Consider the following 20,691-nt stretch of genomic DNA (forward strand, 5'->3'; position numbering starts at 1 on the left):
GCAAAGGTGGGCGCGGGCGCGCTGCCGGCCGAAGGCCGTGCAGCACACCCGCGCCCAGGAAGCGCTGACTAGCTGACCTGGCCCATGCCCGCCGCGTTCGGCCAGCTCTGGGCGTTGGGCCAGCCGGTGGCGGCCGCGGGGGAGAGGCCGTTGGTGCCCCTGACCTGGGCGGCGGTGAGGCCGCCGCGGGCCGGGACGCCGGTGGGGGTCGGGCCCATCGGCGGGGCCTGGGCGGCCGGGGCCATGGCCGGCGCCATCGCCGCGGGGGCCATCGCCGGGACCATGGGCTGCGGGGCGGGCACCGGTGCCGGCATCTGCACGGGCTGGGGGAAGACCTGTGCTGCGGCCGGCATCGGCATCCCGACGCCGTCGGACGGTGCGGACTGCGCCATCGCCGGGGCCATCGCGGGGGCGGCCATCGCCGGGGCGGCCGCGACCAGCCCCGGCATCTGGGCGCCCATGCCCATGGCCTGAGCGGCAAGACCGGGCATGCCGGCCCCGTTGGTGACCAGCCGGTCCACCGCCGCCGTACCCGAGCTGTAGCTGATCCCGGTGCTCAGCTCGGGCACGGCAGCTCCCCTCCTGGTCCCGTAGAGCACCTGTTCCAGGCCGGACACCAGGCGACGCACGTCCACCTGGGGGCGCACCACGAGCCTCAGGAAGCGGCTCGACGAGCCGATCTTGTTGCCGCACTCGCGGACCAGGATGCGATGCTCGGCGAGCAGCCGGTCGCGGACCACGGTGCCCTCGGCGCCGACGGGAAGGCGCACGAAGAGGAAGTTCCCCTGGGAGGGGTAGACGGTCAGCCCCGGCAGCGCGCTGAGCTGGCTCGCCATGTCGAGACGGTCCCGGCGCACCTGCATCAGGCTCTGCGCGTACTCGGGGCCGTGCTCCTTCAGCATGAACACCACGTACTCGGCGAAGGCGTTGAGGTTCCACTTCGGCAGCATCGAGCGGACCCGGCCGGCCAGCGACGGGTTGGCGACCATGTAGCCGAAGCGGATGCCGTGCAGACCGAAGTTCTTGCCGAGGCTGCGCAGGACGATGACGTTCGGCCGGATCATCGCCTCCTGGACGACGCTCGGCTCCTGCTCCGCGTCCGCGAACTCCAGGAACGACTCGTCGATGACGATCAGGTCCAGGTCGGCCATCGCGTCCATGAACTGCACGAGCGCGTGCTTGTGCAGGAAGCCGCCGTCGGGGTTGTTCGGGTTGCAGATCACCGCGACCTTGGTGCCGCGGGTGCGGATGAACTCGGCGTACTGCGCGAGGTCCAGGGCGAAGCCGCTGGACTCCTGGAGCGGGAACATGTCGACCCGCTTGCCGGTCTCCATCGGCTGGTCGGTCCAGCGGCCGAAGGTGGGCACGGGGACGGCCAGCGACTCCCGGACCAGCAGATGGTCGATCCAGGTGATCAGCTCGGTCGAGCCGTTGCCCATGGCGACGGCCTGCGGCGGGAGCTGGAGCAGGTTGCAGAGCTCGGCCGTGATCGTGTCGGCGCCGCTGGGGTAGTACGTGATGATGTCCCGCAGCCGCGCGGACATGGTGTCCATCATGGCCGGGGTGGGGAAGTACGGGTTGCAGGGGATGCAGAAGTCCACCGGGCCGACCCCCTCGCCGCCCTCGCGAGTCAGTGCCGCCATCGACGGACTGTGGGCCGCAGTGTTACGGAACAACGAGGAGACGTTGTCGGCCATGGAACCTCCGTATGGGGCGGGCCCGGCGGGGACGACCGGGCCCGTCGTCATTGGGTGGCCCGCGCGGGGGAGCGCGGGCCGCTCTTACATACGGAGACTGGCGGGGTGTTGTTCAACGGGTGTGAAAGCAGTGTGAGTTCTTGTTTGGCTTCCGGAACCCTGGGCACACTCGCACCGTCTTACCCCTACCAGCCACCGTGACCGCATCAGCGGTAATGCTGTCTACGCGTCGAACGAGTGGATCGTCGTCGTCCGGTATGTCTGTCCGGGCCGCAGCACCGTGGAGGGGAACGCCGGCTGGTTCGGTGAGTCCGGGAAGCCCTGCGTCTCCAGGCAGAGGGCGTCGCCCTGGCGGTAGGCGCGGCCGCCGGTGCCGACGAGCGTGCCGTCCAGGAAGTTGCCGGAGTAGAACTGCAGGCCCGGCTGGTCGGTGGCGATCTTCAGGGTGCGGCCGGAGCCCGGGTCGCGCAGCGTCGCCACCTGGACCGGCTCGGCCGTGACGCCCTTGTCGAGGACCCAGTTGTGGTCGTAGCCCTTGGCCCGCAGCTGCTGGATGTGACTGGCCCGGAGGTCCCGGCCGATCGTCTTGGGCTCGCGGAAGTCGAAGGGCGTGCCGGAGACCTCCGCGAGCTCGCCCGTGGGGATCAGGCCCGAGTCGGTGGGCGTGTAGCGGTCGGCGGCGATCGTGAGCTCGTGCCCCTCGATGGTGCCGCTGCTCTCGCCTGCCAGGTTCCAGTAGACGTGGCTGGTGAGGTTGACGACGGTGGCCTTGCTGGTGGTGGCCTCGTAGTCGATGCGCCACTCGCCGCGCTCGGTGAGGGTGTAGGTGACCTTGACCTCGAGCGTGCCCGGGTAGCCCATCTCGCCGTCGGCGCTGGTACGGAACAGGTGCAGGCCGACGTCGGAGCCCTCGGTGAACGGCTCCACGTCCCACACCTGCTTGTCGAAGCCCGTCGCGCCGCCGTGCAGGCTGTTCGCGCCGTCGTTGACGTCGACCTGGTGGTCCGTGCCGTCGAGGGTGAACCGGCCCTTGCCGATGCGGTTGCCGTAGCGGCCGATCAGCGCGCCGAAGTACGGGGTACTGGCGACGTAGTCCTCGAGGTCGTCGAAGCCGAGGCAGACGTCGGCGTGGCGGCCGTGCCGGTCGGGGATCTCCAGGGACTGGACGACGCCGCCCCAGGAGAGCACCTTCAGCCGGGTGCCGCCGTTCTCCAGGAACCAGCTGGAGACCTCGGTGCCGTCGGCCAGTGTGCCGAAGGGCGTCTTCACCATGTGCTGCCTTCCACTGCCTGTCTGCTGCCTGCTGCCTGTTTGCTGCCTGCCTGCTGCCGAAAACAGAACGGGCCCCCGCCTTCCGGCGGGGGCCCGTTCAGGTTCAGGAACCGGACTTGCGCTTGTTCCAGACGTCGAACCCGACCGCGGCCAGCAGGGCGAGGCCCTTGATGACCTGCTGCCAGTCGGTGCCGACGCTGAGGAGGTTCATGCCGTTGTTCAGCACGCCGAGGACCAGACCGCCGATGATCGCGCCGAGGACGGTGCCGACGCCGCCGCTCATGGACGCTCCACCGATGAACGACGAGGCGATCGCCTCGAGTTCGAAGCTGAGGCCGGCCTTCGGGGACGCCGCGTTCAGCCGCGCGGCGACCACGAGACCCGCCAGGGCCGCGAGCACGCCCATGTTCAGGAAGACCAGGAAGGTGACCTTCTTGTCCTTCACGCCGGACAGCTTCGCGGCCGGCAGGTTGCCGCCGATCGCGTAGATGTGACGGCCGAAGACCGCGTTGCGCATGACGTAGCCGTAGCCGACCACCAGCACGGCCAGGACGATCAGGATGATCGGCGCGCCCTTGTAGCTGGCGAGCAGCATCGTGACCGTGAGGATCGCGGCGACGATGGCGACGAGCTTGAGCAGGAAGAGGTTCCTGGGCGCCACTTCGAGGGCGAACTCCTGCTGCCGCTTGCGGTCGCGGACCTCCTGGAGGACCGAGAAGGCGATCAGGGTGAAGCCCAGCAGCAGCGTGAGGTTGTGGTAGTTCGTGTCCGGGCCGACCTCCGGGAGGAAGCCGTTGCCCATCTTCTGCAGGCCGTCCGGGAACGGGCCGAGCGTCTGGCCCTTCAGCAGCATCTCCGTCAGACCGCGGAAGATCAGCATGCCCGCGAGGGTGACGATGAAGGAGGGTATGCCGAGGTAGGCGATCAGGAAGCCCTGGGCCGCGCCGGCCACCGCGCCGATGGCCAGGCACAGCAGCAGTGCGAGGGGCCACGCGATGTCGTGCTGCACGGTCAGCACGGCCGCGAAGGCGCCGGTGAACGCGGTGAGCGAGCCGACCGACAGGTCGATGTGACCCGCGATGATCACCAGCATCATGCCGATCGCGAGGATCAGGATGTAGCTGTTCTGCAGCACCAGGTTGGAGACGTTGCGCGGCAGCAGCAGGTCGCCGTCCGTCCACACCTGGAACAGGATCACGATCAGACCGAGGGCGATCAGCATGCCGTACTGGCGCATGTTGCGGCGCAGGCCGTCCAGCACCAGTTGGAGCAGTCCGCCGCCGGAGGCCGACCCGCCGCTCTTGCCGGGCGGCGCCGAGGCCGGGATCTTGTCGGTCACATCGGTGCTCATCGCGTTACCTCTTTGTCCTTCGTCATCTGACGCATCAGCACTTCCTGCGTGGCCTCGGCACGCGGGAACTCACCCGTGAGCCGCCCGGCGGCCATGGTGTAGATGCGGTCGCACATGCCGAGCAGTTCGGGCAGCTCGGAGGAGATGAAGACCACCGCTTTGCCCTGGGCGGCCAGTTGGTCGATGACCGTGTAGATCTCGTACTTGGCGCCGACGTCGATGCCGCGCGTCGGTTCGTCCAGGATCAGCACGTCCGGACCCGCGAAGATCCACTTGCTGAGGACGACCTTCTGCTGGTTGCCGCCGGAGAGTTTGCCGACCCGCTCGAACACGGTCGGGGCCTTGATGTTCATCGACTTGCGGAAGCCCTCGGAGACCTGCCGCTCCTCGTGCTCGTCGACGACCCCGCGCTTGGCCACCTTGTTCAGCGCGGTGAGCGAGATGTTGCGGTTGATCGTGTCGATGAGGTTGAGGCCGTAGTGCTTGCGGTCCTCCGTGACGTAGGCGATGCCGTGCTCGACCGCCTCCGCGACGGACTTCGTCCGGATCTCCTTGCCGTCCTTGAGGACCGTGCCGCCCGCGTACCGGCCGTAGGAGCGCCCGAAGACGCTCATCGCCAGCTCGGTGCGGCCGGCGCCCATCAGACCCGCGATGCCGACGATCTCCCCGCGGCGCACCTGGATGGACACGTCGTCGACGACCTTGCGCTGCTGGTCGATCGGGTGGTGCACGGTCCAGTCGCGGATCTCCAGGGCCGGGGCCGCGCCCTTCTCCGGCTCGTGCGGGGTGCGCTCGGGGAAGCGGTGGTCGAGGTCGCGGCCCACCATGCCGCTGATGATCCGGTCCTCGGTCGTCTCCGCCGACTTCACGTCGAGCGTCTCGATGGAGTGCCCGTCGCGGATGATCGTCACCGAGTCCGCCACCTTGCGGATCTCGTTGAGCTTGTGGGAGATGATGATCGAGGTGATGCCCTGGTTCTTCAACTCCAGGATGAGATCGAGGAGTTTGTCGCTGTCCTCGTCGTTCAGCGCCGCCGTCGGCTCATCCAGGATGAGGAGCTTGACCTTCTTCGACAGCGCCTTCGCGATCTCCACGAGCTGCTGCTTGCCCACGCCGATGTCGGCGACGCGGGTCTCCGGGTGGTCGCTCAGACCGACCCGGCGCAGCAGCTCCGTGGCGTGCCCGAGGGTCCTCCTCCAGTCGATGAACCCGCCCTTGGCGTGCTCGTTGCCGAGGAAGATGTTCTCCGCGAGGGAGAGGTACGGCGACAGCGCCAGCTCCTGGTGGATGATGACGATGCCGTGCTGCTCGCTCGCCCGGATGTCCCTGAAGGAGCAGATCTCTCCCTCGAAGAGGATGTCACCCTCGTAGCTGCCGTGCGGATGGACGCCGGAGAGCACCTTCATCAAGGTGGACTTCCCGGCGCCGTTCTCACCGCAGATGGCGTGGACCTCGCCCTGACGGACGGTCAGTGAGACGTCCGACAGCGCTTTTACGCCGGGAAAGGTCTTGACGATCGAGCGCATTTCCAGGACGGGTCCCGCCATGGTCGTGCCTTCCAATCCGTAAGGTTCGACGCTTACTTGAGCTGGTCCGCCGTGTAGTAGCCGCCCTCGACGAGCTCCTTCTCGTAGTTCGTCTTGTCGACGCTGACCGGCTGCAGCAGGTAGGCGGGGACGACCTTGGTGCCGTTGTCGTACGACTTGGTGTCGTTGATCTCGGGCTTCTTGCCGTTGAGCGAGGCGTCGACCATGTCCGTGGCGACCTGGGCGAGCTTGCGCAGGTCCTTGTAGACGGTCATCGACTGCTCGCCCGCGATGATCGACTTCACCGAGGCCAGCTCGGCGTCCTGGCCGGAGATGACCGGCAGCGGCTTGGCCTTGGTGCCGTACCCGTCCGACTTCAGCGCGGCGAGGATGCCGATGGAGATGCCGTCGTAGGGCGAGAGGACCGCGTCGACCCGGCCGCTGGTGTACGTGGAGGTGAGGATGTCCTCCATGCGCTTCTGGGCGGTGGCGCCGTCCCAGCGCAGCGTGGTGACCTTGGTGAGCTCGGTCTGGCCGGACTTGACCACGAGCTTCTTGCTGTCGATGTACGGCTGGAGCACGCTCATCGCACCGTTGAAGAAGTACTTGGTGTTGTTGTCGTCGTTCGAGCCGGCGAACAGCTCGATGTTGAACGGGCCCTTGCCGGCGGCCACGCCGAGCTTGTCGACGAGGTAGGTGGCCTGGAGCTTGCCGACCTTCTCGTTGTCGAAGGACGCGTAGTAGTCGACGTTCTTCGTGCCGAGGATCAGACGGTCGTAGGAGATGACCGGGATCTTGGCGTCGGCGGCCTGCTGGAGGACGTTGTTCAGGGACTTGTTGTCGATGGCGGCGATGACGAGTGCCTTGACGCCCTGGGTGATCAGGTTCTCGATCTGGTTGACCTGCTGGTCGGGGTCGTCCTCGCCGAAGACCAGCTTGGTCTTGTAGCCCTTGGCCTTGAGGTCCTTCTCGACGTTCGCGCCGTCGGTGATCCAGCGCTCGGACGACTTGGTCGGCATCGAGATGCCGATCGTCCCGCCCTTGGCGTCGCCACCGGCGTCATCGCTGCCGCCTTCGCCGGACTGTCCGCAGGCGGACAGGGTCAGGGCGAGGGAGGCGGCTCCGGCTATGGCGGCGAGTGCGGCTCTGCGGTTACGCATGTTCATCATCCTTGATGTGTGTGCAGGGATCGGTCTCGCGGTGCCGAACGGGCCCTGGAGCTCCCGGAGTTGAGGCCGAGAACACCGAGAAGAAACCGAGAAGAAGATGTGTGGGATTCTGCGCGCCTGTGTCGGCTTGTGTGAAGCAGGGTTTCCGGAACGTTATGAGTGAATGTCGAACCGGTTCAGTTCGCCGGGCAGTCGCGAGCCGAGAGGCGCCATGTCGCCGTCCGCTCCGTGCCGCGCGAGCAGGTCCAGTGCGAGCCGTCCGCGCCGCACTCGTTCCCGGGCCGTGGAGAGCGTGAGATCGCGCATGTGGTGACCATACGGGTAGATCCCGGGGGCCTTGGACAGACCGAACTTCAGGTAGAGCGGTGCGCCGCGCCGGATCAGCTCGGCGACCTCGTACATCCGGATATAACCGCCGAGATCGTCGGGGGCCTCGATGTACATGTCCATGGGGGCGCCGGACGCCCGCCGGATCTCGGTGAGGTGGTCCAGCGTGAGGTCGCTGGGCACGTTGACCGAGTCGGCGCCGAGGCGCTCGTAGACCGCGTACGCGGCCGGGTTGACGGGGCCGATGAGCGCCGACACCTTCAGGGTCGTGTCGGCCGGGATGATGCCGGCCTGGCGGGCCCGGTGCAGCGTCCACAGCACGCCCTCGTCCGCGACGAGGAGGCACTTGACGCCCAACTCCGTTGCGCGGACGGCGTCTTCGACGCAGCCGGCCACCGCGTCATGGCCGCGGGCCCGCAGGCCCCCGCCGCGCGAGTCGGTCCGGGTGGAGCCGCCGATGTCCCAGGTGCCGCGCGGGCCGGTGAACAGGCAGAGCTCGATGTCGCGCTCGCCCGTCGCCTCGACCATCTCGGTGATCTCGGCGTCGGAGAGCATCCACACGCCGCTGCCCTGGCTGATCCGGTGGATCGGCACGTCGAGCCGCGAGGCTTCCTTGAGGATGACGGCCAGCGCTTCGGGACCCTCGCACGAAGGGACCTCGGTGCGCCAGCGGCCGCCGCCCGGGAAGGTGTGGGAGGAGGCGTCGGCGGGGTCGAGGGCGGGCGCGCCCAGGCCGAGCGCGGTGAGCGCCTGCTCACCGGGTCGGCGGGCGGCCGTGGCGGAAGCGTCGGTCGTCACAAGCTGTCCTTCGTGTTCGATATTTCGGACGAGGTTCGCGGCTCAGGGCGTGCGGGGTGCGGGATGTGGGTGTACGCCGGTACGGCGGCCGTCAGGTCGCCGCCGTACCGGCGTACGGCTAGGGGGTTCTCCGGCGCCGGGCCGGATTCTCCTACGGGCGGAGCAGTACCTTGCCCACCTTGGGATCGCCGGATCCCACCAGCTCGATGGCCTCGGAGAACTCGGCGAGCGGCAGCTCGTGGGTGACGAGCGGCAGCGGATCCAGCAGCCCGGCACCGAACACCCGCACGGTGTGCGACCAGGCGTCCGGCGGCGCGCCGAAGACGGTGTGCACCTCCAGCTGCCGCACGACCAGGTCCGTCGGGTCCAGCCCGTCGGCGCCCGGCGCGGGGATCCCCGTCAGCACCAGCCGTCCGCCGCGGCGCAGCAGCGAGGCGGCCGTGCGCGCGGCCGACGCGGAGCCGGCGGTCTCGATGACGACGTCGAAGTCGTCCGGCAGCTCCTGGTCCCGGGTGCGGAAGTCGGAGGCGCCGAACCGGCGGGAGAGGTCCTCCCGGTCGCTGCGGGTCCCGACGACCAGCAGCTCGGCCGGGGAGCCCGCCTTCAGGAACTGGACGGCGAACATGCCCAGGGTGCCGGTGCCGACCACGGCCACCTTCTCGCCGGGCAGCGCGCGCGCCTTGATCGCGGCGGCCGCGATGCAGGCGGCCGGCTCCAGCAGGGCGGCGGCGGTGAGATCGGCGTCGTCCGGGAGCACGTGCAGCAGCCGGGCCGGCAGGGTGAGGGTGGCGGCCATCGCTCCCGGCTGGGTGAAGCCGGTCTCCTCGTACCCGTCCGTGCACAACGTTGTCTCGCCCGCGTGGCAGCGGTCGCAGACCTGGCAGTTGCGGAAGCCCTCGCCCACCACCTTGCGGCCGACGAGGGACGCGGGGACCCCGGCGCCGACCGCCTCGACCGTCCCGGACCACTCATGGCCGGGGGTCAGCGGGTAGCGGACGTACCCCTCGGGCCGGTTGCCCTGGTACACCTCGCGGTCGCTGCCGCAGATGCCGGTCGCATGGACCCGGACGAGCGCCTCGCCGGGCTCCGGCCGCCGGGGCTCGTGCGGGACGATCCGGTGCTCGCCCGGCGCGTCGACGACGACGGCGGTGCTCACTGCTCGCTGCCCTTCGGCTTGCGCTGCTCCCAGCCCTCGGCCCACAGGTCGAAGCGGGCCTGCTGCTGCGGGAACTCGGCGGCGGCGTCCACGTCCAGCTCGACGCCGAGACCGGGCGCGTCGGAGAGGTGGAAGTAGCCGTCGATCACCTCGGGCGCGCCCTTGACGACCTTCTTGATCTCCGCGTCCGCGAAGTCGTTGAAGTGCTCGAGGATCTTGAAGTTCGGGGAGGTGAACCCGACCTGGAGGGAGGCGGCGGTCAGCACCGGGCCGCCGACGTTGTGCGGGGCGACCAGCACGTAGTGCGCCTCGGCGGTCGCGGCGAGCTTCCTGGTCTCCCAGATTCCGCCGATGTGGCCGACGTCCGGCTGGATGATGTCGACGGCCTGGCTCTCGAACAGCTCGCGGAACTCGATGCGGTCGTGGATGCGCTCACCGGTGGCGACCGGGATGTCGACCTTGGCCGCGACCTTCTCCAGCGCCTTCAGGTTCTCCGGCGGGCACGGCTCCTCCAGCCACGCGGGCTTGAAGGGCGCGAGCTCCTTCGCCAGCCGGATGGCGGTGGCCGGCGAGAACCGGCCGTGCATCTCCAGCATCAGCTCCGAGTCCGGCCCGATGGCGTCGCGCACGGCCTCGATGAGGGAGACGGCGTACAGGGTCTGCTCGTGGTCCAGCTCGAAGTGACCGGTGCCGAAGGGGTCGATCTTGAGCGCCTTGTAGCCGCGCTCCATGACTCCCTGGGCGGCCTTGTGGTAGGCCTCCGGGGTGCGCTCGGTGGTGTACCAGCCGTTGGCGTACGCCTTGACCTTGTCGGTGACCTTGCCGCCGAGCAGCTGCCAGACCGGGACGCCGAGGGCCTTGCCCTTGATGTCCCAGCAGGCCATCTCGACGATGGCGATGCCGGACATCACGATCTCGCCGGCCCGACCGTAGTCGCCGTACTTCATCCGGCGCACGAGGTCCTCGACAGCGAACGGGTCGGAGCCGAGAATGTGGTTGGCCTCGGCCTCCTTCAGGTAGCCGATCAGCGCGTCGGTGTGGCCCAGCATGCGGGTCTCGCCGACACCCGTGATGCCCTCGTCGGTGTGCACCAGGACGTAGGTCAGGTTGCGCCAGGGCGTCCCGACCACGTGTGTGCTGATTCCGGTGATGCGCACGGAAGTTGCCCTTCGACTGTTCGAGATTTCGTCACTTGTTCGAAATGCTGGGCAGACAGTAAGGATGGCGCGCGGCGGGTGTCAATGGGTCGAACAGGTAACGGTTTCGATAGTTTCGGCCCAGCTTTCGACTCATGCTGATCAACTCGCCACGCCGGGATGATCGATTTCCCACACAACCTTCACAGCCGGACCTAGGAACGTGACCACCCGGGAACCTAGTCTTCCCGCGTCATGGACTACTGCAACCCGTGCCGAAGGCACCTCAACGGCGCTCTCGCCTGCCCGGGGTGCGGCGCATCCGCCGAAACGCTACGCGCGTATCCCCGGGAACCGGCGCGGACGTGGGAGGAACCCGCGCCCGACGTGCCCGCGCCCGACGCACCCGGGTCCGACCCCGACGAGGACCGGGATCGGGACCGGGATCGGGACCGGGACGCGGCCGACGGCGTCGAGGACGACCGCCCGGACGCCGAGCCGCAGGGCCGCGCCGCGCGCCGCCGCGAGCAGGGCCGGGGCAGCCGGCGGGCCCCCGCGGGCACGGCCGCCGCGTCGGACGCCAGTCGTCGCGATCGCAAGGCCACGGTCCATCGGCGGCGCCGCAAACGCACCATTCTGGTCACCGTCGGCTTCGTCCTGGCCGCGGGCGGCCTGAGCCTGGCCGAACTCGGCGTGGACGCGCCGGGATTCTCCTCCACCCCGGACCCGGCGGTGGCCGGGGGCGAGTCGGCCGAGGTCGACGGTTCGACGGCGGAGCCGAGCGCCTCCGCACAGCCCCTGGACGACAGGACCGGCACGGGCGAGGGCACGGCCTCGCCCTCCCCCGACGCCTCCGGCTCCCCGTCGGCCTCGGCCTCGGCCTCCGAGTCCCCGGACGACGCGACCGCCGCCACGCGGACCCCCGGCAAGGAAGCCCAGTCGGCCACCCTCCCCGGTTCCTCCGGGTCGACGACCCCCTCGGACTCCGACGCCACCCCGACGGCCGACCCCACGTCGGGGAGCTCCCCGGAGCCGTCGCCGTCGGAGACGTGCACGAGGTTCCTCTGGTGGTGCTCGTAGCTTCTCCGCGGGGCGAACAGGACTGCTGCGGGCGGGAGTTGGACGTGTTCCGGCCACCGGATCCGCGGTCGGCCCGGCCACCCTCGCCACCGGGCGCGTTATTCAACCGTGACGCCGTTCCGATGCAGGCCTCTTGACCGCCGTGAATTGTTAGCGCTCACAATGACCTCCGCATTCACCAGTCGGCGTCCACCGTCACGGCGCGGCAACATCCGCCCGCGGCGCAGGACTTATCGGCAGACGATCGCCAAGGAGGTACGGCCGTGACCCGCGCGCAGCTTCGACCGCCCACCATGGCTGACGTGGCACGACTGGCCGGCGTCTCCCACCAGACCGTGTCCCGCGTGCTGGGCGATCACCCCAATGTGCGGGACGAGACCCGGTCCAGGGTGCTGCACGCGATCGAGGAGATGGGATACCGTCGCAACTCCTCCGCACGAGCCCTGGCGACTCGCCGCACCCGGACCCTGGGTGTGGTCGCCTCCGACACCACCCTGTACGGGCCGGCCAGCACGTTGTTCGCGCTCGAGGAGGCCGCCCGCGCCGAGGGATATCTCGTCTCGACGGTCAGTCTGCGCGAACTGACCATGGAGAAGGTGTCCGAGGCCCTGAACCACCTCAGCGAGGGCGGGGTGGAGGGCGTGGTCGCCATCGCCCCACAGCGGTCGGCGGTGGAGGCTCTGGCCGAACTCCGCCATCCCTTCCCGGTGGTGGTCGTGGGCAGCGGAACCGGCGTGGACGTCCCCAGCGTCAGCGTGGACCAGCACCTGGGAGCGCGGCTGGCCACCGGTCACCTCCTGGCCGCCGGCCACCGCACGGTCTGGCACCTCGCCGGGCCGGAGGACTGGCAGGAGGCGGCCGACCGGGCCGCCGGCTGGCGGGCGACCCTCGAAGCGGCCGGCGTCGAACCGCCCATGCTGCTGCGGGGGGACTGGAGTCCGCTGTCGGGCTACCGGGCCGGCCAGGAACTGGCCGGCTGGGTGGGCCGAGGGCTGACCGCCGTCTTCGTCGCCAACGACCAGATGGCGCTGGGCGTGCTCCGGGCCCTGCGCGAGGCGGGGGTCCGAACCCCCCAGGACGTCGCCGTGGTCGGCTTCGACGACATCCCGGAGTCGGAGTTCTTCGCGCCTCCGCTCACCACCGTCCGACAGGACTTCTCGACGGTGGGCCGGCGAGGCATCGCACTGCTTCTGGAACTGATCGAGGGCCGGCCGCCGGCCGCCGCGCCCCGGTCCGCGATCGAGCCCCAACTCGTCGTCCGCGCCAGCTCCTTCCCGTACGCCGCCCAGTCGGAAGGCGTACCTCTCTGACGGACCGACAGGTCTCCCCGCCCCCCACTGTGGCCGACATACCGAACAATGATCGACAGGCTGGACGCAGTGCGGCCGGTCCTCTCGAGTGTCAACGGGTCCATCCCCGGCCCGGCTCTTCAAAGGAGAAGAACATGCTCAGCAGAAGGAACTTCCTCACCGCGGCGGTCGGCGTGGCGGCCGTGGGCGGCCTGGCCGCCTGCGCCAAGAAGGACGACACCGCGTCCAGCTCCTCCTCCGGGGACGGCAGCAAGGCGATCAGCCTCGGTTTCTCCCAGGTCGGCTCGGAGAGCGGCTGGCGCAGCGCCAACACCGACTCGGTGAAGTCGGCCGCCAAGGAGGCGGGTTACAGCCTCAAGTTCTCCGACGCGCAGCAGAAGCAGGAGAACCAGATCTCCGCCATCCGCAGCTACATCGCGCAGAAGGTGGACGTCATCGCCTTCTCGCCGGTGGTCGTCACCGGCTGGGACGCGGTGCTCAAGGAGGCGAAGGCCGCGAAGATCCCGGTGGTCCTCACCGACCGCTCCGTCGAGACCTCCGACGAGTCCCTGTACGTCACCCTGGTCGGCTCCGACTTCACCGACGAGGGCCGGCGCGCCGCGAAGATCCTGGAGAAGGTCATCGCGAAGGCCGGCCTCAAGGGCGCCGTGAAGATCGCCCAGCTGGAGGGCACCACCGGCGCCGCCCCGGCGATCGAGCGCGCCAAGGGCTTCAAGGAGGTCATGGACGCCGACCACGCCTCCGACTGGAAGATCGTCGTCAGCCAGACCGGCGACTTCACCCGCGCCGGCGGCAAGCAGGTCATGGCGGCCTTCCTGCAGTCCAACCCGGACATCAACGTGCTCTTCGCGCACAACGACGACATGGCCATCGGCGCCATCCAGTCCATCGAGGCGGCGGGCAAGAAGCCGGGCAAGGACATCCTGATCGTCTCCATCGACGGCGTGAAGGACGGCTTCGTGGCCATGTCCGAGGGCAAGATCAACGCCATCGTCGAGTGCAACCCGCTGCTCGGCCCCCAGCTGATGGACGTCGTGAAGAAGGTCAAGGACGGCGAGACGGTCGAGCGCTGGATCAAGACCGAGGAGGGCGACTTCATGCAGGACCAGGCCGCCGCCGCGCTCCCGACCCGGAAGTACTGACCGACGCACCCACCGGCAGGGAGCCTCCGGCCGACCGAGCGCCATCGGTCCCGGGGCTCCCTGCGGGCCTGAACCTTTTCGAACGAGGAGAGCACTGCCATGGCAGAGCCGCGGCCCGTCCTGGAGATGACGGGCATAGTCAAAGAGTTTCCAGGGGTACGGGCTCTGTCGGACGTCGACTTCCGGCTCCTCCCCGGCGAGATCCACGCCCTCATGGGCGAGAACGGCGCCGGGAAGTCCACCCTCATCAAGGTCCTGACGGGGGTCTACACCCTGGACGGCGGCACGATCACCCTGGACGGGAAGTCCGTGCGGTTCGGCAGCCCGCTGCAGGCGCAGCAGGCCGGCATCAGCACGGTGTACCAGGAGGTGAACCTCTGCCCCAACCTGTCGGTGGCGGAGAACATCTTCATCGGGCGCGAGCCCACCCGCATGGGCCGTATCCAGTGGAAGCGGATGCGCAAGGAGGCCGCGGAGCTGGTGGACCGGCTCGGCCTCGACATCGATGTGACCGCGCCGTTGTCCTCGTACCCGCTGGCCGTGCAGCAACTCGTGGCGATCGTGCGGTCGGTGGGCACCGGCGACAGCGACGGACAGGGTTCGGGCACCAAGGTGCTGGTCCTGGACGAACCGACGTCCAGCCTCGACCGCGACGAGGTCAAGGAGCTGTTCCGCCTGATGCGGCAGCTCAAGGACGAGGGCGTGGCGATCCTGTTCGTGTCGCACTTCCTCGACCAGATCTACGAGATCTGCGACCGGATGACGGTCCTGCGCAACGGCACGCTCGTCGGCGAGCACCTGGTCGCGGACCTCGACCAGGTCGGGCTGATCCAGCTGATGATCGGCAAGGCCCTGGACCAGCTGGAGGAGCTCCACGACCAGCAACTGCACGCCGACGTGGGCGAGACGCTGCTCAAGGCGGACGGCCTCGGCCGGACCGGCGGCATCGCCCCCTTCGACCTGGAGATCAAGAAGGGCGAGGTGATCGGGCTCGCCGGCCTCCTCGGATCGGGCCGCACCGAACTCGCCCGGCTGCTCTTCGGCGCCGACCAGCCGGACAGCGGCAAGGTGTCCATCGGCGGCAGGCAGGTCTCGATGAGCGCCCCGAACGACGCGATCGGCGCAGGCGTCGCGTTCTGTTCCGAGAACCGCAAGACCGAGGGCCTGGTGCCCGATCTGACGGTCCGGGAGAACATCATCCTGGCCCTGCAGGCCTCCCGCGGCTGGACCCGGCCCATCCCGGTCGCGCAGCGCGACGAACTCGTCGCCAAGTACATCAAGGCGCTGGACATCCGCCCCGCCAACCCCGAGGCCAGGGTCGGCCAGCTCAGCGGCGGCAACCAGCAGAAGGTGCTGCTGGCCCGCTGGCTGATCACCCAGCCGAAGCTGCTGATCCTCGACGAGCCGACGCGCGGCATCGACGTCGGCGCGAAGGCGGAGATCCAGAAGCTCGTCGTCTCGCTCTCCGAGGACGGCATGTCGGTGCTGTACATCGCGGCCGAGCTCGAGGAGGTGCTCCGGCTCAGTCACACCATCGGAGTGCTGCGCGACCGCCGGCTGGTGGCGCAGATCGCCAACGGGCCCGAGATCACCACGAGCCGGATCCTGGAGACCATCGCGAGCGGAGAGCACCAGTGACCACCTCCACCTCCACCTCGACCTCCACCCGATGGCGAGCGCTGACCCGCCATCACCTGTTCTGGCCGATAGCGGTCCTCGTCTTCCTGCTGCTCGTCAACGTGCCCTTCACCCCCGACTTCTTCTCGATCAAGATGGCGGACGGCCACCTCTACGGCAGCCTCGTCTCGATCGTGCTGTTCGGATCGCCGCTCATCCTGGTGGCGGTCGGCATGACCCTGGTCATCGCCACCGGCGGCATCGATCTGTCCGTCGGCGCCGTGGTCGCCATCACCGGAGCACTGGCCTGCTCGTACATCAGCGACCAGGCCGATCAGAGCGCCCTGTCCGGGGTGCTGCTCGCCATGGGCCTGGGCCTGGTGGCCGCGGTCGTCTGCGGACTGTGGAACGGCTTCCTGGTCGCCCGGATGGGCATCCAGCCGATCATCGCCACGCTGATCATCATGGTCGCCGGGCGCGGTGTCGCCCAGCTGATCACCGACGGCCAGATCATCACCATCAACAGCGAGCCGTACAAGCTGATCGGCGGCGGCTACTGGCTGACGCTGCCGTTCTCCATCTTCGTGGTGGCCGTCGTGGTGGCCGTCACCGTCGTCCTGACCCGGCGCACGGCCCTCGGACTGCTGGTCGAGTCGGTCGGCGGCAACGCCGAGGCCAGCCGGCTGGTGGGCATCAGGTCCCGGCGCATCAAGATCATGGTGTACGCGTTCTGCGCGCTGTGCGCGGGCATCGCGGGCCTGATGATCAGCTCCAACACCTCGGCGGCGGACGGCAACAACGCCGGCCTGTGGATCGAGCTGGACGCGATCCTCGCCGTGGTGATCGGCGGCACCTCCCTGCTGGGCGGCCGGTTCTCGGTCGGCGGCACGGTGGTCGGCGCCCTCGTCATCCAGACGCTGACCACCACGATCTACACCATCGGCGTGCCGACCCAGACCAACCTGGTCTTCAAGGCCGCCGTCGTCATCGTCGTCTGTCTGCTGCAGTCCCCGAAGTTCCGGGCCAAGGTCTTCGGCGCCGGATTCGGCGCCAGGTTCGGCGCGAAGGCAGGCGCCAAGTCGGCCGCGGCGCCCGCGGACACCGCCGCGGCGACCGAGGCCGCTCCCAAGATGGAGGTGTCGTGATGAGCACGACCACCCAGGCCCCCACGGCCCCGGACAGCCGTACCCCGTCCAAGGCCGCGCGGCTGCTCGGCGACCGGCGGCTGCCCGTCGTGGCGACGGCCCTGCTCTTCCTCGTGATGTACGGCGTGGGCCTCGGCCGCTATCAGTACTACGGGTTCGCCGAGCCGCAGGTCTTCCTGAACCTGTTCATCGACAACGGCTATCTGCTGGTCGCCGCCGTCGGTGTCACCTTCGTCATCCTGTCCGGCGGCATCGACCTGTCCGTCGGCTCGGTGATCGGCTTCACGACGATGTTCACGGCCTGGCTGGTCGAGCGCCAGGGGCTGCCGATCGTGGTCGTGATACCCATGGCGCTGGCCGTGGGCGCCTTCGGCGGGTTCCTGATGGGCTATGTGATCCACAACTTCGAGATCCAGCCCTTCATCGTGACCCTCGCCGGCCTCTTCCTCTTCCGCGGCCTGTGCCTGGTCATCAGCAAGGAGTCGATCTCCATCGGCGACTCCTCGGTGAGCAGCATGGCCCAGGCGCAGGTGTCGCTGGGGATGGGCTTCCTGTCGATCGGCGCGATCGTCTCGCTGGTCGTCCTCGCCGTGGCGTTCTATGTGCTGCACTACACGCGCTTCGGGCGCCGGGTGTACGCCATCGGCGGCAACGAGCAGTCGGCGCTGCTGATGGGTCTCCCGCAGGGCGGCACGAAGATCGCCGTGTACACCGTGAGCGGGTTCTGCTCGGCGCTGGCCGGGCTGCTGTTCACGCTGTACATCCAGTCCGGCGACCCGCTGCACGCGACGGGCATGGAACTCGACGCGATCGCCGCGGTCGTCATCGGCGGCACCCTGCTGACGGGTGGCTCCGGCTATGTCCTGGGAACCCTGTTCGGTGTTCTGGTGCTGGGTCTGATCAAGAGCATCATCCAGTTCGAGGGCACGCTCAGCTCCTGGTGGACGAAGATCGCCACCGGTGTGCTGCTGTGTGCGTTCATCCTGATCCAGCGCTTCATGACGACCCGCAGGAAGACCTGAGCCGAGGGGACGTTCCCGGTCCGGAGCGGTCCGGCGCACTCACCCGGTGCGCCGGACCCTCGCCGTTTCCGCGTCGCCCGCCGCCTGACCGCCGCCTGTCTGCTGCCTCCCTGCCGCCTCCCCGCCGCCTCCCCGTCGCCGGCTCAGCCGGCCTTGAAGATCGTCCAGACCGTCTTGCCGATGGCGTGCTCCGTGATGCCGAAGTCGTCGGAGACGTGCCGGGCCAGATGGAGGCCTCGGCCCGAGCAGGCGTCGTAGGTCGGGGGGTCCGCGGGGACCGGGTGGTCGCCGGTGTCGCGGACGGCGAGGCGGATCAGCGGGCCGTCCAGGGTGAGGGTCACGCAGTACTGGCGGCCCGGGGGCACGCCGTGCAGCAGGGCGTTCGTGGCGAGCTCCGAGACGCACAGTTTTATGTCGTCCAGCCGGTCGACGCAGCCCCACTCGGTCAGGATCTGCTCGACGAAGGCGCGGGCGGCCCGTACGGAGGCGCGCGAGCGGGGGAAACGACGTTGCCGTGTCAGGGGCACGGGGGGCCACCTCCGGTGGTTCAGGGGCGTCCTGCGGCGATACCTTACTGTTATTCGCGAAAGGTAACAAGGTAGTGAAGGGTGGCTGAGGGTGGCTCGGGGTGGCGGTTGGCGGATCAGTCAAGTCGCCTACCGTGTAGGGCGGCAGGGTCGAAAGAACGGTCGGCCGTACAGGAGGACGTCGTGGGTGGGAGCGATTGGGTCAGCACGTCGTTGCCGTATCTGATGCCCCGGGGGACGGGGCAGGGCGACCCCTGGGCGGCCGAGGCCGCGGCACAGGGGCGGCGGGGTACGCAGCGGATAGTGCATGCCGGCGAGGTGCCCGCCCCCGCCGACGTGGCGGCGCTGCTCGACGTTGCGGAGGGCGAGCCCGTCGTCGTGCGCCGCCGGCTGATCCTCCTCGACGACGAGCCCAGCGAGCTCACCGACACCTACTACCCGACCGCCATAGCGGCCGGCACCCGCCTCGCCGGCACCGCCAAGATCCGCGGCGGCGCCCTCGCCCTGCTCGCCGAACTCGGCCACGTCGGCGTCCTCGTCCGGGAGGACGTCACGGCGGGGATGCCGGACGGCGACGAGCGCCAGGCCCTGCGCACCGCCCCCGACGAGCCCGTTCTGCGGCTGGTCCGGCTCACCCTGGACCGCGACGACCGGCCGATCCAGGTCGACCGTATGGTGATGCCTGCCCTACGGCAGAGGCTGCGCTACCAGATCAGGATCGGATGACCGTGCCCAAGGCAGAACCGGAAGCCGTCGACCGCCGATCCCTGCACGAGCGGATCGCGGCCGATCTGCGCGACGACATCATGGGCGGAGAGCTCGCCCCCGGCGCCAACCTGCCCACCACCGCCCAGCTCAAGGACCGCTTCGACGCGTCCAGCGCCACCGTGCAGAAGGCCCTTCAACTCCTCAAGGACGAAGGCCTGGTGATCGGCCGCGCGGGCGCCGCCGTCACCGTCCGCGAACACCGCCAGCGCACGGTCCGGCCCGCCGCCCTGATGACGCCGGGCGGCCCCGGCGCGCCCTACCGCTGGCTCGCCGAGGCGGCCAAACACGGCACGCACGCCCGCACCGAACTCCTCGACGTGACCGAGATCCGACCGCCCGCGGACGTCCGCGCCGCCCTCGGCCTCCCGCCGGACGGCACCGCCCTGCTGCGCGCCCAGATACTCCTCGTGGACGACGAACCCGCCGAACTCGTCGAGTCCTACTATCCGTCGGACCTCGCGCAGGGCACGCCGCTGGCCGAGCGCCGCCGGATCAGGGGCGGAACTCCCGCCCTGCTGACCGAACTCGGCCACCCGCCCCGCCGCAGCACGGACCGGGTCTCCGCCCGGGTGCCCACCCAGGACCAGTACCGGGCCCTCCGCCTCACCAGCAGCATGCCGGTACTGCGTACACTGCGCGTGATCCACAGCGACGCCGACCGTCCCGTCGAGGTGACCGTGATGGTGAAGGCCGGTCATCTCTACGAGCTGCAGTACGAGTTCACAGCGGAAGGAGGGGGAGGAGCGTGACCGTGCTCGTCCTCTCGGGGCTCCTCGCCCTCGTCCTCGGCGGCTGCGCCTGTGTCTGGTGGGCGGCGCGCGGCGGCCCGCGCTGGGCGCGGGGCGTGAGCGTCGTGGTGCTGGCGATCAGCGATCTGGTGCGCGCGGCGGACCGAGGCGGCCGACGCGGCAGCGGGCAGTCGAGCTCGGACGACGGACAGGACGACTGAGCGGGTCGGGGGAGGTCGGCTGCGGTGCGGCAGCGCCCTGAAGGGGCGCGGGGAACTGCGCGACCAGCCACAACGGCGCCGCAGCGAAACGACGGCACATCGCGGCACTTCCAGCGGAACCCGCTAGGGTCGGCCGCCCTCGGGCACGAGCATGCGCCGCAGCAGTCCCCGCAGCGCCTCCCGCTCCTCGGCCTCCAGCCCCGCCAGCGGCTCCCGGGCGAACCGCAGCGACTCGCGCAGGCCCTTGGCGATCCGTCGCCCCTCGTCCGTCGCCGCCGCGAGCTTGACCCGGCGGTCGGCCGGGTCGGGACGCCGTTCGACCAGACCGCGGGACTCCAGACGGTCGACGATGCCGGTCACGTTGGACGGCTCGCACTTCAGCTTCTTCGCCAGCTTCCGCATCGGCAGCGGCTCCAGCGAGAGCAGGCTCAGCAGCCGGGCCTGCGCCCCGGTGAGGGCGTGGCCGGCGGCGGCCTCCTCGTAGTCCTCGTAGTAGCGGGCCACGACCTCGCCGATCAGCTCGACGACCTCCATGGTCACGGGGTCGGGGAGGCGGGTCGCATGTGAGGTCGGCATGGACTCAGCGTACCTCTTTACTTGACATCATGAAATATTCAGAGGCATGGTTGTTTCAGGTACTGAAGTATTTTGCAGTGAAGCAACTGAAGCATCTGAAGCACTGAAGCATGCGAAAGGCAG

General features: G+C 69.4%; 19 protein-coding genes. 9 read left to right on the plus strand and 10 right to left on the minus strand.

Annotation, left to right across the window (positions count from 1 at the left end; genetic code table 11):
* Window positions 1-68 precede the first annotated feature (68 nt).
* The 8 genes from ACWD4O_RS13695 to ACWD4O_RS13730 all read right to left on the minus strand — a co-directional run bounded on the left by ACWD4O_RS13695 (window position 69) and on the right by ACWD4O_RS13730 (window position 10,453).
* Window positions 69-1,697, minus strand: coding sequence for a pyridoxal phosphate-dependent aminotransferase (locus tag ACWD4O_RS13695; RefSeq protein WP_451279865.1), 1,629 nt, complete (start codon window positions 1,695-1,697; stop codon window positions 69-71).
* A 222-nt stretch (window positions 1,698-1,919) separates the two neighbouring features.
* Window positions 1,920-3,035 carry an aldose epimerase family protein gene (locus ACWD4O_RS13700; protein ID WP_451279982.1) on the minus strand — a complete coding sequence of 372 codons (1,116 nt, stop codon included), beginning with the start codon at window positions 3,033-3,035 and terminating at the stop codon, window positions 1,920-1,922.
* A gap of 37 nt (window positions 3,036-3,072) precedes the next feature.
* On the minus strand, window positions 3,073-4,320 hold the full coding sequence (mmsB, locus tag ACWD4O_RS13705) for a multiple monosaccharide ABC transporter permease (RefSeq protein ID WP_451279866.1): 1,248 nt from the start codon (window positions 4,318-4,320) through the stop codon (window positions 3,073-3,075).
* The gene (mmsA, locus tag ACWD4O_RS13710; protein WP_451279867.1) at window positions 4,317-5,867 is read right to left on the minus strand and encodes a multiple monosaccharide ABC transporter ATP-binding protein; all 1,551 of its coding nucleotides are present in this window, start codon (window positions 5,865-5,867) and stop codon (window positions 4,317-4,319) included. The genes mmsB and mmsA overlap by 4 nt, the downstream gene beginning before the upstream one ends.
* A gap of 32 nt (window positions 5,868-5,899) precedes the next feature.
* Complete coding sequence (gene chvE / locus ACWD4O_RS13715) at window positions 5,900-7,006, minus strand: multiple monosaccharide ABC transporter substrate-binding protein (protein ID WP_451279868.1); 1,107 nt, start codon at window positions 7,004-7,006, stop codon at window positions 5,900-5,902.
* 162 nt (window positions 7,007-7,168) lie between these two features.
* The gene (locus ACWD4O_RS13720; RefSeq protein ID WP_351909053.1) at window positions 7,169-8,140 is read right to left on the minus strand and encodes a hypothetical protein; all 972 of its coding nucleotides are present in this window, start codon (window positions 8,138-8,140) and stop codon (window positions 7,169-7,171) included.
* A gap of 151 nt (window positions 8,141-8,291) precedes the next feature.
* Window positions 8,292-9,296, minus strand: a complete 1,005-nt coding sequence (locus ACWD4O_RS13725; protein ID WP_451279869.1) for a zinc-dependent alcohol dehydrogenase — start codon at window positions 9,294-9,296, stop codon at window positions 8,292-8,294.
* Entirely contained in the window at window positions 9,293-10,453 is a 1,161-nt protein-coding gene (locus ACWD4O_RS13730) for a mandelate racemase/muconate lactonizing enzyme family protein (RefSeq protein WP_451279870.1), read from the minus strand. Before ACWD4O_RS13730 ends, ACWD4O_RS13725 begins: the two co-directional genes overlap by 4 nt.
* A 234-nt stretch (window positions 10,454-10,687) precedes the next feature.
* Here ACWD4O_RS13730 and ACWD4O_RS13735 point away from each other — a divergent pair, with 234 nt between their 5' ends.
* The 6 genes from ACWD4O_RS13735 (at window position 10,688) to yjfF (ending at window position 17,748) form a co-directional block, all read left to right on the plus strand.
* Window positions 10,688-11,512, plus strand: a complete 825-nt coding sequence (locus tag ACWD4O_RS13735) for an SCO2400 family protein (RefSeq protein ID WP_451279871.1) — start codon at window positions 10,688-10,690, stop codon at window positions 11,510-11,512.
* Between the two features lie 263 nt (window positions 11,513-11,775).
* Window positions 11,776-12,822 carry a LacI family DNA-binding transcriptional regulator gene (locus ACWD4O_RS13740; RefSeq protein ID WP_451279872.1) on the plus strand — a complete coding sequence of 349 codons (1,047 nt, stop codon included), beginning with the start codon at window positions 11,776-11,778 and terminating at the stop codon, window positions 12,820-12,822.
* Between the two features lie 134 nt (window positions 12,823-12,956).
* Entirely contained in the window at window positions 12,957-13,964 is a 1,008-nt protein-coding gene (locus tag ACWD4O_RS13745; protein ID WP_451279873.1) for an ABC transporter substrate-binding protein, read from the plus strand.
* Window positions 13,965-14,063: 99 nt separating this feature from the next.
* Window positions 14,064-15,602 carry a sugar ABC transporter ATP-binding protein gene (locus ACWD4O_RS13750; RefSeq protein ID WP_451279874.1) on the plus strand — a complete coding sequence of 513 codons (1,539 nt, stop codon included), beginning with the start codon at window positions 14,064-14,066 and terminating at the stop codon, window positions 15,600-15,602.
* On the plus strand, window positions 15,599-16,726 hold the full coding sequence (locus ACWD4O_RS13755; RefSeq protein WP_451279875.1) for an ABC transporter permease: 1,128 nt from the start codon (window positions 15,599-15,601) through the stop codon (window positions 16,724-16,726). The genes ACWD4O_RS13750 and ACWD4O_RS13755 overlap by 4 nt, the downstream gene beginning before the upstream one ends.
* Entirely contained in the window at window positions 16,726-17,748 is a 1,023-nt protein-coding gene (gene yjfF, locus ACWD4O_RS13760; RefSeq protein ID WP_358805707.1) for a galactofuranose ABC transporter, permease protein YjfF, read from the plus strand. The genes ACWD4O_RS13755 and yjfF overlap by 1 nt, the downstream gene beginning before the upstream one ends.
* Before the next feature lie 143 nt (window positions 17,749-17,891).
* Here the strand turns inward: yjfF and ACWD4O_RS13765 are convergent, their stop codons facing one another.
* On the minus strand, window positions 17,892-18,275 hold the full coding sequence (locus ACWD4O_RS13765; RefSeq protein WP_451279876.1) for an ATP-binding protein: 384 nt from the start codon (window positions 18,273-18,275) through the stop codon (window positions 17,892-17,894).
* 183 nt (window positions 18,276-18,458) lie between these two features.
* On the opposite strand from ACWD4O_RS13765, the gene ACWD4O_RS13770 reads away from it, so the two are divergent.
* From ACWD4O_RS13770 to ACWD4O_RS13780, 3 genes are read left to right on the plus strand one after another with little or no spacing between them, the layout of a single operon-like run.
* Window positions 18,459-19,001: a GntR family transcriptional regulator gene (locus ACWD4O_RS13770; protein ID WP_451279877.1), complete on the plus strand. Its 543-nt coding sequence runs from the start codon at window positions 18,459-18,461 to the stop codon at window positions 18,999-19,001.
* On the plus strand, window positions 18,998-19,792 hold the full coding sequence (locus ACWD4O_RS13775; RefSeq protein WP_451279878.1) for a GntR family transcriptional regulator: 795 nt from the start codon (window positions 18,998-19,000) through the stop codon (window positions 19,790-19,792). Before ACWD4O_RS13770 ends, ACWD4O_RS13775 begins: the two co-directional genes overlap by 4 nt.
* Entirely contained in the window at window positions 19,789-19,992 is a 204-nt protein-coding gene (locus ACWD4O_RS13780; RefSeq protein ID WP_451279879.1) for a hypothetical protein, read from the plus strand. The genes ACWD4O_RS13775 and ACWD4O_RS13780 overlap by 4 nt, the downstream gene beginning before the upstream one ends.
* A 123-nt stretch (window positions 19,993-20,115) precedes the next feature.
* Here ACWD4O_RS13780 and ACWD4O_RS13785 read toward each other — a convergent pair whose 3' ends face one another.
* Window positions 20,116-20,568, minus strand: coding sequence for a MarR family winged helix-turn-helix transcriptional regulator (locus ACWD4O_RS13785; RefSeq protein WP_451279880.1), 453 nt, complete (start codon window positions 20,566-20,568; stop codon window positions 20,116-20,118).
* Window positions 20,569-20,691: the final 123 nt, after the last annotated feature.

Source organism: Streptomyces sp. NPDC002623, assembly GCF_053592635.1.